Source organism: Bradyrhizobium sp. B039 (assembly GCF_038965675.1).
GTDB classification, from domain to species: domain Bacteria; phylum Pseudomonadota; class Alphaproteobacteria; order Rhizobiales; family Xanthobacteraceae; genus Bradyrhizobium; species Bradyrhizobium diazoefficiens.
On record NZ_CP152416.1, the window covers coordinates 6310354 to 6325270 of the forward strand.

Sequence of the window (14917 nt, forward strand, 5' to 3'; positions counted from 1 at the left end):
GCGATCCGTGCCTAGCTGATGGTGATGGTAAAGGTAATGGCGAGGAGGGAGATGCCGCCCACCATGGGCCCGAGATCGGGCATGAATGAGCCGCCGCTCCCATCGGACAGCGCACATTGCATCGGAGAGGACGGAAGAAGGATCGCCGAATCGGCGATATAGTGGCGCTTAGCCATGGCTGACTCCGTGATAGTCGGTTGTGGTTAGGCTGCCGGCGGTGTTGGAAGCACCGGCGGCGGCCGCCTCGCAGGGATCCGCGAGGTGAGCTGCAATATGCGCTTGTTCTCGGAATATTCCAGCCGAACAGAGCGCTCGTTCAATACGTATGGTTAACGACAGCCCCTTGAGGCAGGCTGGTGTTGCATGCCGAGCATGAGCTGATGCACGAGCGCAAGACCGCAGTGTCGGCGCGTCAGGGACGCGGCGCCTGGTAGTCGGGCTCCTCCGTCTCGACCGCCTGACCGACGGCGGGAATTTCGGCAGGCCACTGCGGGATCGGCTGGGGACGCCTCGTCGGCTGCTGAAGCTTCGCGTTCCCAGGCGAAACGGCGCCCTCACGCCGAAGCCCGGACGATTGCCGCGTCTTCCGACGCAGGAATTCGTCAAGCTCTTCGTGAGTTTGCCGCTGCCGCCTGAAACCGACCTCGAGTGCAAGCGCATCGCGCGCCGACCTGCTTGGATCGGGTGCGACCTTCCAGGAATCGTCCTGCGGGAGCATTTCGAGGCCTTCGAAGGGTTGGGACGACGAACCGGCGGTTCGCCGCGCATCGGCACCAGCGGCCCCGCGTGGGCTGTCGTTGCCCGACGTCGCCATGGGCGCAACCGCTGAAGCCAGGCCGGCGACCTCGTTCGGCCGGAGCGGAGCGGTGCTCGGCGCCCTCAGGTCTGCCGGCGATCGAGGAGGGTTGGAGGTCACGCCCACTCTGGGCGGCCGGCGAGCCTCACTGCGATCTCCAGACGTTCGAGCGATCGCCTTGGACGAGAAAGCAGCGGTTCGCCTCACATCATCCCAACCGGCGGCCACGCGCTTCTCACTGTCCGACGTTGCGATCGGCGCAACGACGGATGCCGGCTCGGCGACATTGCTCCACCCGGCCGGGGCGGTGTTCGGCACCACCAGGTTTGCCGGCGATTGAGGATCGCAGCCCACATTCACCTGCAGAGCAGCATCGAGCACCTCCGCCGGCTGCGCGGCAACCTTGTTCGCCTCAGAGTTCGCGAAGAACCCTGCAGCGATCCCGAGCGGATCGTGGTGCGCAATGTCGTCCTTCATCTCGCTATAGTACGCCCGCGCAATGCGATCACGGGCTTCGGCCGAGGGAGCTCGATTGATCATGAACACGCCCTCGGCGGCGCCAGCGATCGCGATCAGATCGGCAAGGCGTGCACCTCCCTCGACCACCAGGCCTGGCCATTCGAGCCGGCGCGCAAACCGCGCGACGATTGCAGCATCTTCCGAGCTGCCGATGTCTGCGATCGTGAAGGCCCGACCGTCGAAGGCAACAGCCGTCCCGCTCAGCGCCAACGCCGGCGAGCCCGATGCCAGCTCCAGCTCATAACCGGCCTCCTGCGCGGCATCCGCAAACCGCCTCAGGAGTTCGGCAGCCTCCTCATCATCGTCACGGTAATACACTGCTGCGTTCGTTATCCTTACACTCGCAACCACCGGCCCCGGGGCATGCTTCGCTGCCATGCGATCTCCCTTCGGCTGGCGGCTCGCCTTCAACTGCTCGATCGCCTCGACATGCCTACCTTCACTGTACATGCTCCACAGCACCCGCGTCAGCCGCAGCTCCGGAGCGCCAGCTCCTCTCACATCATTGCGGCGCGGATCGACGTAGGCTTCTACGCCGAGGATCGCACAGCCCAACGTCAGCCTCGCCGCGACAAGGGCCCGTATGTGCCTGCAGCCGTCGCGCCGGAACAGCGTGTTCCAAGGTCGCACCTTCAGACCGAAACCGCCCTGCTTCAGCTCACGTTGCGAGAGCCAGGCGTGAGCGTGCGGATTGGGCTCACCGTCGCTCGCGTCCACGCACTCGATATCGAGCCGCACCGCCATCCCGAGTTCGACGAACGGCAACAGCGCAAACGCCGCAAGCGGCAGCAGCAGCTCACGGGCGACCCCGCGCGGTAACGCAAAATCGAGAACTCTGCCTTCTTGTGCGTTCCGCCGCGTCTCCCTGGAAATGACGGCTTTGGAGAAATTCTCCCACTCGGCGAGCTCCGCTGGCGCCCCCATCGGCAGCAACACGCAGCCTCCGACACGGTAAGGCGCATAGCACCGGTAGTCGACGTGCCCGAAACGATCGTCTGCGGTCGAGCAAGTCTGGTAAGCGAACCGCGCCGCAGCGGTATTACCCTTGCTGGGTTGAATGACGCGGGTGTGGATGGAGCAATGCGACACGTTGTCTCCAAACGTATAATGGACGACGCGCCAACATCGCATCCGCTCCTGCAAGTCGGAAATTGCACCCAATTCCCGCTGAGGGCCGCCCTGTTCATCGGCCGCGCGCAATCCAGGCCATATCCATAGCAATCCGTCTCCGCAGAGGCGCTTTCACAAATAGATTGGAAAGGCTCGCTGACGAGCTGAACAGATCTCCGCGCCATCATGGCCGGCCGTCGGAGCAAAGCTCGCGTGCCCGAAGGCATACACATAAGGTCGCGGCCGAAGACGCCCGGCCCAACCCGTCGTGACCTCAAGTTGCATCACCAGGTGAGCAAGACACGCCGCTCAGGCTGCGGGCAGCCGGTGGGTCAATGGCATGCGCACGCGCACACTGTTCTGACGCAGGTCTTTCGCGATGCGCTCCCGAAAGCTCTTCATGAAGAGCCGATCATGTGCCCCCGGGCTAGCCCCGAGGTACTTCTGCAGCGCCATCTTCGTGGCGATGCCGATCTCGTTCGCAAGCATGTTGGATATCGCGGCAGCACCCTCGGACACCGACTCGTCGGGGTTGCCCGCCTTGCTCTTTGCCCGCCGAATGCATTCCTTCACGAACTCGACCGTCAGCCGTTCGCCACGGCGGGCCCGCGCCAGGATGTCGACACAGGTGGCCTCGTCAACCGACGGCGCGGCGAGATCCAGCGCAGCGCTGAGCGGCACGTGATACACATCCTCTCCGTAGCGCTCGTATAGAGCCGCAAGATTCATGTAGAGCTGGGCCGTGCGCGGCTCGAAGCCCGCTTCCAGACGGCACCACTTCAGGAACACCCGACCTGGCAGGCCGGCCTTTGCCTCGGTCAGCGATCTGCCTATTTCCACGGCCGTCCGCGTCAGCAGTCTCACACCCAGGCGGATCACGCCAGCAAGCTCACGCAGCTCCTCCGCCTTGTCCGGCTCAACCTGATCGTAGTTGAACTGCTCCGCGCTCGTCACGATGAGTACTCCTGATGACATCTCTCGTCGCAAACCTCGCTTCAATAATGACAGAGCCTTTTCGAATTTGTCAACAATATCAAAATGATGGCACCTTGCGACAGCCTCAGTGGGCGCATCGCGCCGAATGCGAAAAATTTTCGCATTCCCTGCCTCGGACAAGGAGCGTGCAGCGGAATCGACTGATCGAAGGAAAGAGTTGCGCGAGGACTGCAGGGACGGCCGCGCCTGCTTGATCGGCCTTACTTGTTGAGGAGGGCCGAACATTCAGACTTGATGGCGACATCCGTCAGCCGATTAACCATCGATTCAAGATGGTCCCGGAAGTCAATCCACCAGGCAGCCTGGCTGTGCGTAACTACATCATCAATTGCAGCCAGGCGCACGGCGAGTACGGTGGTAGCGGCCTGCTCGATGGCCTCGGGGGATACGTCAGCCCCCCGCACTTTGTCAAAACTGAACAGAACCTGCGTTGGTAGTTCGCGCTTAACGATATACAGCCACTTCTCACGAATACGGCTGGCCCATTCGATCTGCTTCTTGCTGCCAATCAGCTTGGTCGCGGCGGCCGCCTCTTTGGTTCGCTGAACCGAATTGGAGACCATGCAATCTCGCTTTGCCTTATGCGCAGTGAGGCAGGCCTCGCACAAAGTACGTCTGGCAGTGCGGATCCTGATCTCCATTAGAGTATCATGCTGAGACTTGACGCGCATTGCAGAGTGCCCACACGCGTGCGTGACCTGCATCTGGGGAGTATTGGCAACCATATCCTTCAGTTCCTGTTAAGAGGACGCCTGGTTGAGCGTCCGGATCTACATCAGATCGCATCTTGATGAAGATGAGCTTTTCAACGTCGCGCCTCTAGAGTGCGGATCGGCAGTCCTCGCGCAGCGCATTGGCTCGTTGGCCTCACCCTCAACGTGCGAACCACCTCTTTCGACACGGCTGTTTCACCGCTCGGCGCGGGAGTCCTCCAGCGTCTGCAGCTCGTCCAAATCATGTCCATCCAGCGCCCCAGTCGGCTCAGCGCACGTTCGCACGGATCAGTGTGCTCACAATCCAGAAGTGACGCGAGGCACTTGCGGTGCGACGCCTTGATCAGTTGCAGGCTGAAAGGAGCATCGCTCAACAGCTTGAGACTGCTGGTCGAGCAGGCGAGACGCTGAACTAACTCCTCGACCGCTTCGTCACCCGGTGCGTGAGCCGTTCGAGGCCCGCGCCGAGCCTCGTCGGCGCGGGGGAAACTAAGGCCTTGTGGGCCGCCTCCATCATGGTAGCGATCCAGCTTGCGATGCGCCCCTGCGCTACAGATGCCGTCTTCAACCGACGCGCAGCCAAGGCTTGCAGGCGCGCGCCAGCTTCAAGAGAAACTGCGCATCGGTTTTCGCTTGAGCGGCCGCTGCAAGATCGAGCGTGGCTACCGGCAATCCGGTCGCGCGCGCCTTCGGTGCGATCGCCATTTTCCCCTTCGTTCTGCGGGGGTTTCGGTTGTTCCCAAGTTGCCACACCTGGTGATGGTCGCCCATACGGGCGCGAGGCACGAGTTCAGCAATCGAATCCATCACCACTGCGTGACACGCCCGCCAAAGGCGTCGCCGGCGCCGCTGGCGCGGCAATTCCGCCTCGCCGGGACGTCCATCCAGCATTACCGAGAGCCGCTGCCCAACCACCAGGTGATCATTGAGTGACACCCAGATCGTCAGCATGGACCCGATCACGTCTTGCCGCACGCAATCCGAATTTGGATCGTCAATCAACACATTGATGATCCCGGTCACAAGCTTTTGCACCGCGGCCTTCGGCCGCAACGTATAATGGACGACGCGGACGCACCAGCATCGCTTGCTCCTGCAAGACGAAATTGCACCCATTGCCGTTGAGGACCACCCTATTCATCCCTCAGGGCTCCAAGGGCGACCTACGCGCCTCCGGCCTGCGTTCTCGCGGCCGCGAGTTGAGTTTTCAACACGCGCCAGATCCCATGGTAAGCTTTTGAGTCAAAAGCTCGAATTCCGATCGCACCGTATAATGCCGGCATTATACCCGCATAATGCCGGCACGATCGGACCTTGAATGACAACCGAATTGGCACCGGGGGACACCCCGCGCGACCTACTGATTTTCAATCCGCGCATCCGCGACCCAGGCAAGCTGGCTCTCAATCACGGCCTGGCGAAATCGAGCAATACTGGACGCCATCCCGAATTACAGAGAGAGCCAATTCGAGAACGTCGCGAGCAGACGCCAACTGCCGGCGCAGACCATGTGTCGTCGTCTCGACAGATGCGCGTGGCAATTGGCTTTCAAAACGATCGATGCCAGGCGGCAGGCTATACCTCTCTAGCGCCTGGCATGCGCATCGCGCTCAAGCTGCCGGCTGGAGATTGTAATCAGGATCGAGCGACGACCGTGATCATGACGGCCTCAATAATTCGTTCCCTACAGAAAAAATCCCCGTGCTAAATGCTGCCGGCGAACACGCCACGTGAACAGCCTGCGTGCGAGGCGCGAATACGGACTGGGCATTTCGCTCCGGATCAGAACGAGCCAGCCCGAACATAGCACGCTCTGACGTGGGCACCCGCCCGCACTATACTGTGCGACGCCCGCCTCTTAAATCAAGACAAGCGCCTACCGGCTACCCAACTAGTACTATCATAAAGAAATCTGACGATACTCCATTGGGATTTGATCTCACCAACTGTCCTGATTAGCGCCACCACCGCCGGCTCTTCGCCTGTATCGATGATCCGCAAAGGGCAGTGAATCGTGAAATGCTGCCCATCAGATCGGAGTCCCCTACAGCACCGGCTCGAGCCTTGGAAGGATAGCTCCGCCTCTCATCTCGGAAGTGTGCTCCCAGTTCGCGAGCGTCCCAGATTTTCCGGCGTGGTTAACCATTTGCATTGAGATGTTGTTGTTCGAGCTAATCTCGTTGGCTACTTAGGTGCCCGATTGTGGAACCCCTTATGTGAGGCGTGGGGGAGTTGAAGTGCGATAACGTAGTGCTTTCTGTGCAATCGCATGTGTTGACCGAGCGTCTCTCCGGAGGCGCTTTTGTTGCTTTCGTCTAATGCATCGCAACGCTGCCTTCTGCCAGCGCGAATAATAGGGTCGGGCGCGCATCGACCGTGATCCCGCATCCGCCACTTCGCTCGTTAGAATTTCGCCGCAAAGGGCAGTGAATCGTAAAATGCTGCCCATCAGATCGGAGTTCCTAGGAGCACCCAGCTTGAGCCTTGGAAGAGCCCCGCCTCTCATCTCGGAACTGTGCTCCGCGTTCATGGGCATCTCGAGACTTTCCTGCGTTGTTAACCATTAGCATTTAGATGTTGTTGTTCGAGCTAATCCCGTGTGCCACCTGGCAATTCGACTGAAGAATCCCTTATGCCACGTGAGGCGTGGGGGAAGTTGAAAGTGCGATAGCGTAGTGCTTTCTGTGCAATCGGATGTCCTAACCCCGGAATGGGGTGGCAAAAGAGCGTCTCTCCGGAGGCGCTCTTTCTTGCTTTCCAGCCGGAAAGGCGGGCGAGCGCATCGCAAAGGCCCGTTTTGTCCGTTCAAGTAAGTCGTGTCGGGCACGCCTCCACTGCCCTCTAGCATCGTCACGGCCGCGCTTCGACTGCTTCGCCTGATCGTTCGAGGCGCGAATCTCGCTGGCGTCAGGCATCAGTGGCGCACACAACATCCTCTTCGGCTGGCGGCTTCCCTTAGAAGCGGATCCGGATCTCTGAGCCCCCGAGCCTCCTTCAGCTTTATCGTCTGCTCGCCGACTTGTTGACCAGCCGCTTTTGTTCGACCGGAAAATCCCATGTTTAGCTAGCGCCAATGGATAAGATGCGCTTTCCTGACGCTGCCAGCCGAGACGGAGGCTGCAGCACGGCATCTATCTTCCCGGCCAACTCGGCTTGCGCTTCTCGCTGAAGGCCTTCAGGCCCTCCTTGGCGTCCTCGGTCATCGCCAGCAGTGCGATCTGGCTCTCGGTGTAGGCGATGCTTTCGTCGAACGACATCGAGGCAATCGCACGCATGGCGTATTTGCCTCGGCGGATCGCGGTCGGGGATTTGTCGACGATACGGCCGATCAGCCAGTCGACCTTGGCATCGAGCTCGGCCGTCGGCACGACGTAGTTGAGCAGGCCGGCGTCCTTCGCCGCCTTCGCATCGAACGGCTCGCCTGTGAGTGCCCATTCATTGACGAGGCGCCGCGATGCGATCTCCTGCAACAGGCTCAGCACCTGCATCGGAAACACGCCGACCTTCACCTCCGGCAGGCCGAAGATGACGTGATCGGCCGCCACAGCCATATCGGTCATGCACAGCAAGCCAATGCCGCCGGCCATGCAGACGCCGCCGACCCGCGCGATCGCGGGCTTGGTCGCGTTCTGCGACAGGCGCAACAGATCGGCGTAGTCGACATTCGGCCTGGAGAAATCCATCGCAAAGGCCGCACCGGAATTCTGCAAGTCCGCGCCAGCGCAGAACGCCTTGTCGCCCGCGCCCGTCAGCACGATGACGCGGACGTCCTTGTCGTCATGCGCATCGCGATAGCCTTTGGTGATGCCGGCGATGACGTCGCCGTTCAGCGCGTTGCGCTTCTCCGGCCGGTTGATGGTGATCCAGAACGCCTGCCCGCGCTTCTCGGTGACGACGGCTGTGGTGTCGGTCATGGCACGCTCGCTTCCTTGCTCCCGTTTTGCTGCCATTTGCGGCAGGTCGGGCGAGAGGTGCAAGCGCAAACTGCGGCGCAGCGCCGCTTTAGCGCCTCGACACAAATTGCAAGGCAATCGCCATGCGCGCTCAGGTGGCCGCTTTCCTGATCCAGACCTTGTTGTCGTGGAATGCAGCGCCGCCGATCGGGGCGATGGTGTCCGCACCGGTCAGCGTGTTGATGCCGCGACCGCCGATATGATTCTTGTTCGGATGCACGGATTCCGCGATCAGGACTCCCCGCCGCACGCCCTCGAACAGCACCGCATTCAGCGTGGTCTCGCCGCGGGTGTTGCCGAGCGTCACGGCGTCGCCGTCGACGATATCGAGGGGGGCTGCGTCCAGCGGGTGGATCATCACGCTCGCTTTGCCCTCGCGCGCCTGTGAGGACGGCGTCTCGTTGAACGTGGTGTTGAGGAAGCTGCGCGAGGGGCTGGTCGCAAGCCGGAACGGATGGGCCTGGTCGGCATGCTCGATCACCGCCCAATGGTCGGGCAGTGACGGCATCTGGTCGACATCGCCCATCGTCTGGCCGAACGGCGGATGCGCCCAGTCCGCCCTGAAATGGAATTTGCCGTCGGCATGGCCAAAGCCGTCGAGGAAATGCGCGGTGCGGAAATCCGGTTGCAGATCGCGCCAGATGTCGGCTTCGAGGCCGGCGATGTCGCCGTGGTTGCTGAGCTTCAGCGTTGCGTCGATCAGTTCGCGCGGCGTCATCTCGAAGCCCTGATGCCTGGCGCCAAGCCGCGGTGCCAGCGCCTGCAACACCTGGTGGTTTGAGCGGCATTCGTCGGGCGGGTCGATCAGCTTGGGTCCAACCGAGATGTGTTGATGGCCGCCGCCGTAATAGAGGTCGTCGTGCTCCATGAACATGGTCGCCGGCAGCACGATGTCGGCCATCAGCGCTGTCTCGGTCATGAACTGCTCGTGCACCGCGACGAACAGATCCTCGCGCGCAAAGCCTTGGGCTACCAGCGCCTGCTCCGGCGCCACCGTCATCGGATTGGTGTTCTGGATCAGCATCGCCTTGACCGGTCCCTTGCCGAGCAGGGCCTCGGCGTCGCCGGTGAGGATGCGGCCGATCTTCGACTGGTCGAGCGCACGCGTGGTCCGGTCGATCGCGTCGTGGCCCTCGATGATGGCCTCGTTGAAGTGCCACAGCGCGTAATTGTTGAAGAAGGCGCCGCCGCCCTCATACTGCCAGGCCCCGGTCACTGCGGGGATGCAATTCGCCGCATGCATCTGTGTGGCGCCATTGCGGCTGCGCGTAAAGCCGTAGCCATAGCGGAAGAAGGTGCGTTTGGTCTCGCCGACGGCCTTCGCAAAAGCCTCGATCTCGGCGACCGGGACGCCGCAGATGGCGGAGGCCCATTCCGGCGTGCGCGTCTTCAGATGCGCCTCGAGCTCGGCAGGGCAATCGGTGTACTTGTCCATGTAGGTGCGGTCGGCATAGCCGTCGCGGAACAGGACGTGCATGACGCCGCAGGCGAAGGCCCCGTCGGTGCCGGGACGCAGGATGATCTTGATGTCAGCCTGCTTCATGGTCTCGTTGTCGTAGATGTCGACGGCCGCGATCTTGGCGCCGCGCTCCTTGCGCGCCCGCGCGGCGTGCGTCATCACATTGACCTGGGTGTTGACCGGATTGGTGCCCCAGATCACGACGAGGTCGGAGAGCGCCATCTCGCGCGGATCGACGCCGGCGATCTTGCCGGTGCCGATCGCATATCCGATCCGTGCGACATTGGCGCAGATCGTCTGATAGAAGCGCGAATATTTCTTCACATGCGTGAGGCGATTGAGACCGTCGCGCATCACCAGCCCCATCGTGCCGGCGTAGTAGTAGGGCCAGACCGATTCCGCGCCGAACTCGCGCTCGGCCTGGTTGAACCGATGTCCGATCTCGTCCAGCGCCTCGTCCCAGGAGATGCGCGCGAACTGCCCGGAGCCCTTCGGCCCGGTGCGGCGCATCGGATACATCACCCGTTCAGGGTGATGGATACGCTCGGCATAGCGGGCGACCTTGGCGCAGACGACGCCGGCCGTATAGGTCTGCTTCTTCGAACCGCGGACGCGGCCGATGCTGCGGCCTTCGACCACCTCGACATCGAGGGCGCAGGCTGAGGGGCAATCGTGCGGACAGGTCGAATGGCGGATTTCGATCTTGGCGTGCTGGTTCATGCCCCAGTTCGTAACACCAAAATACCGGCCGGCCGAGAGCATTTATCCGGCAACGCCCATGCGATTTGCTCAAACCGCACGCGCGGCCGGTTCCTGCCGAAAGCACGAAATCCGGCCCGGCCACACCGAAAGCCGCCCGATATTCCCGGCGCGATCGACGTTGTGAGGCGTCGACAGTCCGCGTTCCCTGCCGCTACAGTGCGCCCAACAAGAACGATATCAGGGAGGTGGGCGTGACGGCCCGACAATTCATGCTGGCGCTGGCCGCCGGCCTGCTCGGCGTAGTCGCCGCAGCCCCCTCATTGGCGCAGGATTATCCCACGCACGCGGTCCGAATCGTCGTGCCCTTCGGCGCCGGCGGGCCGGCCGACGTCGCGGCCCGGCTGATCGGCAACGCGCTCCAGGAGAGTTTTGGCCAGCCCTTCGTGGTCGAGAACCGCACCGGCGCGGGGGGCGTCATCGGCACCGTCGAAGCGGCGAAGTCGCCGGCCGACGGCTACACGCTGTTGATGATGTCCAACACCCAGACCGCGAATGAATCGCTGCTGACGCCGGAGCAACGCAAATATGAGCTGATGTGCGACCTCGCGCCGATCGCGCCGGTGAACTATTCCGATCTCGTCATCGTGGTGAACCCGCAGGTTCCAGCCAAGACGCTGCAAGAGTTCATCACGCTCGCCAAATCGCAACCGGGGAAGCTGAACTACGCCTCCTCCGGCCAGGGCACGCCCTATCACATGGCTGGCGAGCTGTTCAAAGCGATGGCGGGCATCAACGTCGTCCACGTGCCCTACCGCAACAGCGGCGAGGCGCGCAGCGGCGTGATCGGCGGACAGGTGCAGATGATGATCGACGCCGTGCCGGCGATGGCGCCGAACATCGCCGAGAACCAGGTCCGCGCGCTCGCCACCACCGGCAAGCAGCGTTCAGCGGTGCTGCCGAACGTGCCGACCGCGGGCGAGGCCGGCACAGCAGGCTATGAGGCCACGATCTGGCTGGGCCTGATGGCGCCGGCCGGCACGCCGAAGCCAGTCATCGACAAGCTCAACGCCGCCGTGAACGCGATGGTGAAACGTCCGGACATCGTCAAGCTCTGGACCGCGCAGGGTGCCGTGCCCATGTCGATGACGCCGGAGGAATTCGACAAGTTCCTGCGCGGCGACATCGAGAAATGGGCCGATGTCGTCAAGAAGTTCGACAAGTCCTGAGGCCGTAGAACGACCATGCCGATTCAATTCCAGCTCAACGGCACGGCGACGGCTGTGGACGCTGATCCAGATCAGAGGCTGCTCGATGTTCTGCGCGGCCGCCTCGGCGTTACCGGTCCGCATTTTGGCTGTGGTGCCAATGAGTGCGGGGCCTGTTACGTCATGGTGGACGGCCGCGCGATGGCCTCCTGCGACATGCCGATGTGGTCGGTTGCCGGCAAAGACGTCGTCACGATCGAAGGCCTCGGCACGGCGGAGCAGCCACACGCCTTGCAACGCGCCTTCATCTCCGAACAGGCGATGCAATGCGGCTATTGTGTTTCGGGAATCCTGATCAGTGCGGCGGCCCTGCTGAAGCGCAATCCGTCGCCGACGGAGGCTGAGGTCAGAACGGCGCTTGACCGCAACCTGTGCCGCTGCGGATCGCATAACCGCATGGTCCGCGCCGTGCTGCGCGCGGCCTCGGAGATGGCCACCCCATGACGCCCCCTGCCCCGAAACTGCCGGTCAGCCTCGTGACCAGTCCAAGACTGTCGTCCTGGGTGCGGTTCACCGGCGACGGCCGCGTCGCGATCTCGCCCGGCAAGGTCGAGATCGGCCAGGGCATCGTCACGGCGCTGGCCCAGATCGCCGCGGACGAGCTCGACGTCGATATCGGCCGAATCGAAATGATCCGCGCCTCGACCGCAACCAGCCCGAACGAAGGCGTCACCTCGGGCAGCCTTTCGATCCAGCAATCCGGCCGCGCGCTGCGACACGTTTGCGCCGAAGTGCGCCAGATCTTCCTCGCCGCAGCGTCGGAGCGGCTCGGCGTCGATGCCTCGCGGCTCGATGTCGATGACGGCACGATCTCAGGTCCCGGCAATGTCAGGACCAGCTATTGGGAGCTGGCGGGCGACGTCTCGCTCGACCAGGATGCCACTGCTGGCGCGACTGCGAAGGCCGCCGCCACGCGTGCCGTAGCAGGACATTCGATCCAGCGCGTGGACATTCCCGACAAGGTGTTCGCACGGCCGCGCTTCATCCACGACCATGCGCTGCCGGAACTGTTGCACGGCCGCGTGCTGCGGCCGGACATCTCGGGCGCCAAATTGACCGCGCTCGACGAAACAGCCGTGCGCACCGTTCCGGGCCTCGTCGCGATCGCTCGCGACGGCAGTTTCGCCGGCGTGGTCGCCGACAGCGAGGTGGCGGCGGAATCCGCGCTGAATGCCCTGCGCAAGGGCGCGACATGGTCGGCCGGCGAACCGCTGCCCGACGAAAACGATCTGGCGGGCTTCCTGAAGAGCCAACCGGTCAAGACGACCACCATCGACACCAGATCGGCCGCGTCGCCACAGAAGGCCGCGCGCACTCTCCGCCGGCAATACACCCGCCCCTATATCGCGCATGCCTCGATCGCGCCGTCCTGTGCGATGGCGCGGTGGGAGGGCGATCGTGTCCACGTCTGGACCCACAGCCAGGGCGTCTATCTGCTGCGCGCCGATCTCGCGATCGTGCTCAGGCTGCCGGCAGAAAACATCGTCGTCGAGCACATGGAGGGCGCCGGCTGCTACGGGCACAATGCGGCCGACGACGTCGCGCTCGATGCCGTGCTGCTGGCGAAAGCGGTCGACGGCCGTCCGGTCCGGGTGCAGTGGTCGCGCCACGACGAGATGTCCCACGCGCCGTTCGGCGCGGCCATGGCCATCGAGATCGAGGCCGATCTCGATGCGGACAACGAGATCGTCGGCTGGCGCCATGCGATCTGGAGCAACGGCCACGCGGCGCGGCCGGGACGCGCGGCACAGCCGGCGCTGCTCGCGGCAACCGAGATCGCAAATCCCTATCCGCGCATGATCTCGACGAACCCGCCGGCGGCCAATGGCGGCGGCGGCGACCGCAATTCCGTTCCGCTCTATGACCTCCCGGCCTGGACGATCACGAGCCACCGCCTGCTGACCATGCCGGTGCGCACCTCGGCGCTGCGGACCCTGGGCGGGCAAGGCAACGTGTTCGCGATCGAATCCCTGCTCGACGAGATCGCCGCCCTGCGCGGCGAAGATCCGGTCGCGTTTCGTCTGCGCCATCTGCGCGATGAGCGCGCGAAGGACGTCATTCGCGCCGCAGCCCGACGCGCGCAGTGGAAGCCGCAGAAGCGAACCGGTATCGGCCACGGCGTCGGTTTTGCGCGCTACAAGAACACGGGCGCCTATTGCGCCGCGATTGCCGAGATCGAAGGCACCGACGATATCCGCGTGAGGCGGCTGACGCTGGCGGTCGATGTCGGCGAAGCCATCAACCCCGACGGCGTGATCAACCAGATCGAAGGCGGCGCGATCCAGGCGACGAGCTGGGTGTTGAAGGAGCGCGTCCGCTTCGACCGCATACGCATCACATCGACATCGTGGACCGACTATCCGATCCTGACCTCCAGCGAGGCGCCGGCGGTGGATGTCGAGATCATCCAGCGGCCGGAGATCGAGCCGGTCGGCGCCGGCGAAGCCGCACACGGCCCGGTGACGGCGGCGATCGCGAACGCGGTCCACGATTGCCTCGGCGTGCGCGTGCGCGACCTGCCGATCACGCGCGACAAGATCATCGCAGCCATGGAGCTTGCATCGTGACGACAGTGAATATTCTGAGCGGCGGCGCGGCGCAAGGCCTGGTGCGCGGCCTCAGCGAGGCCTTCAAGACGCAGACCGGGTTCGGCATCGACGGCGAGTTCGGTGCGGTCGGTATCATGGCCGACAAGCTGCGTGCGAGCACGCCGGCCGATCTCGTCATATTAACGCAGGCGTTGCTCGCGAAACTTGCCGAGGAGAAGCTCGTCGTCCCCTCCTCGATCGCAGATGTCGGCAGAGTTGAAACCGCGCTGGCGGTCCGCAACCGCGATCCCAAGGTGGCCGTGAAGACTGAAGCCGACCTGCGCGAGGTCCTGCGTGCCGCAGACGCCATCTATGTGCCCGACACCAGGGCTTCGACCGCGGGCCAGCACGTCGCAAAGATCCTGGATCAGCTCGGCATCGCCTACGAGGTCGCATCGCGCCTCAAGATATTCCCCAACGGCGCGACCGCGATGCGGGAGCTTGCGACATCCACCGCGCAAAGACCGCTCGGTTGCACCCAGGCGACCGAGATCATCGCGACCGACGGCATTGTGCTGTCGGGATCGCTGCCGCCGGGCTGCGAACTGATGACGATGTACACGGCCGGCGTGACCACGCAGGCCGCACATCCGAAGGAAACCGCCGCGCTGATCGCTTTGCTGACAGGCGCGGACCGAAAGGAGCTGCGCGAGCGCGCGGGCTTTGCTGGCTAGGGCGGGCGAGCACTCATAAACTTGCGCTGCACTTCGTATGAGGTCCGCTCTGCCTCTGATAGCGGCGCGTTGGCGCACCTCACCTCAGGTCCGAGATGGGCCAACAAGCGACATCGCACATTTTGTTCGACCTGAGGAGCCG

12 protein-coding genes are annotated in these 14917 nt (G+C 63.3%); 5 read left to right on the plus strand and 7 right to left on the minus strand.

Annotated features, from left to right (window positions below; translation table 11 throughout):
• Positions 1 to 11: 11 nt before the first annotated feature.
• The 5 genes from AAFG50_RS30035 to AAFG50_RS30055 form a co-directional block, all read right to left on the minus strand.
• Positions 12 to 176 carry a hypothetical protein gene (locus AAFG50_RS30035; RefSeq protein WP_156149850.1) on the minus strand — a complete coding sequence of 55 codons (165 nt, stop codon included), beginning with the start codon at positions 174 to 176 and terminating at the stop codon, positions 12 to 14.
• A gap of 236 nt (positions 177 to 412) precedes the next feature.
• Positions 413 to 2515 carry a MobA/MobL family protein gene (locus AAFG50_RS30040; RefSeq protein WP_028173138.1) on the minus strand — a complete coding sequence of 701 codons (2103 nt, stop codon included), beginning with the start codon at positions 2513 to 2515 and terminating at the stop codon, positions 413 to 415.
• Positions 2516 to 2734: 219 nt separating this feature from the next.
• Entirely contained in the window at positions 2735 to 3379 is a 645-nt protein-coding gene (locus tag AAFG50_RS30045) for a DUF3102 domain-containing protein (RefSeq protein ID WP_157862140.1), read from the minus strand.
• 242 nt (positions 3380 to 3621) lie between these two features.
• Complete coding sequence (locus AAFG50_RS30050) at positions 3622 to 3984, minus strand: hypothetical protein (RefSeq protein ID WP_039185647.1); 363 nt, start codon at positions 3982 to 3984, stop codon at positions 3622 to 3624.
• A 714-nt stretch (positions 3985 to 4698) separates the two neighbouring features.
• Positions 4699 to 5169 carry a hypothetical protein gene (locus tag AAFG50_RS30055; RefSeq protein WP_131234204.1) on the minus strand — a complete coding sequence of 157 codons (471 nt, stop codon included), beginning with the start codon at positions 5167 to 5169 and terminating at the stop codon, positions 4699 to 4701.
• Positions 5170 to 5452: 283 nt separating this feature from the next.
• On the opposite strand from AAFG50_RS30055, the gene AAFG50_RS30060 reads away from it, so the two are divergent.
• Positions 5453 to 5842 carry a hypothetical protein gene (locus AAFG50_RS30060; RefSeq protein WP_131234203.1) on the plus strand — a complete coding sequence of 130 codons (390 nt, stop codon included), beginning with the start codon at positions 5453 to 5455 and terminating at the stop codon, positions 5840 to 5842.
• A 1423-nt stretch (positions 5843 to 7265) separates the two neighbouring features.
• On the opposite strand, the gene AAFG50_RS30065 is transcribed toward AAFG50_RS30060, so the two are convergent.
• Entirely contained in the window at positions 7266 to 8048 is a 783-nt protein-coding gene (locus AAFG50_RS30065) for an enoyl-CoA hydratase/isomerase family protein (RefSeq protein ID WP_028173134.1), read from the minus strand.
• Positions 8049 to 8178: 130 nt separating this feature from the next.
• Positions 8179 to 10266 carry a molybdopterin-dependent oxidoreductase gene (locus AAFG50_RS30070; RefSeq protein ID WP_028173133.1) on the minus strand — a complete coding sequence of 696 codons (2088 nt, stop codon included), beginning with the start codon at positions 10264 to 10266 and terminating at the stop codon, positions 8179 to 8181.
• Positions 10267 to 10517: 251 nt separating this feature from the next.
• Here AAFG50_RS30070 and AAFG50_RS30075 point away from each other — a divergent pair, with 251 nt between their 5' ends.
• Genes AAFG50_RS30075 through AAFG50_RS30090 form a run of 4 tightly spaced genes read left to right on the plus strand, consistent with a single transcriptional unit; the run spans position 10518 to position 14775 of the window.
• Positions 10518 to 11474, plus strand: coding sequence for a tripartite tricarboxylate transporter substrate binding protein (locus tag AAFG50_RS30075; RefSeq protein ID WP_186363048.1), 957 nt, complete (start codon positions 10518 to 10520; stop codon positions 11472 to 11474).
• Between the two features lie 15 nt (positions 11475 to 11489).
• Positions 11490 to 11957 (plus strand): (2Fe-2S)-binding protein, encoded by a 468-nt coding sequence (locus AAFG50_RS30080; RefSeq protein WP_028173131.1) that lies wholly within the window; start codon positions 11490 to 11492, stop codon positions 11955 to 11957.
• The gene (locus tag AAFG50_RS30085) at positions 11954 to 14080 is read left to right on the plus strand and encodes a molybdopterin cofactor-binding domain-containing protein (protein WP_028173130.1); all 2127 of its coding nucleotides are present in this window, start codon (positions 11954 to 11956) and stop codon (positions 14078 to 14080) included. Before AAFG50_RS30080 ends, AAFG50_RS30085 begins: the two co-directional genes overlap by 4 nt.
• On the plus strand, positions 14077 to 14775 hold the full coding sequence (locus tag AAFG50_RS30090) for a substrate-binding domain-containing protein (RefSeq protein ID WP_011088789.1): 699 nt from the start codon (positions 14077 to 14079) through the stop codon (positions 14773 to 14775). The genes AAFG50_RS30085 and AAFG50_RS30090 overlap by 4 nt, the downstream gene beginning before the upstream one ends.
• Positions 14776 to 14917 lie beyond the last annotated feature (142 nt).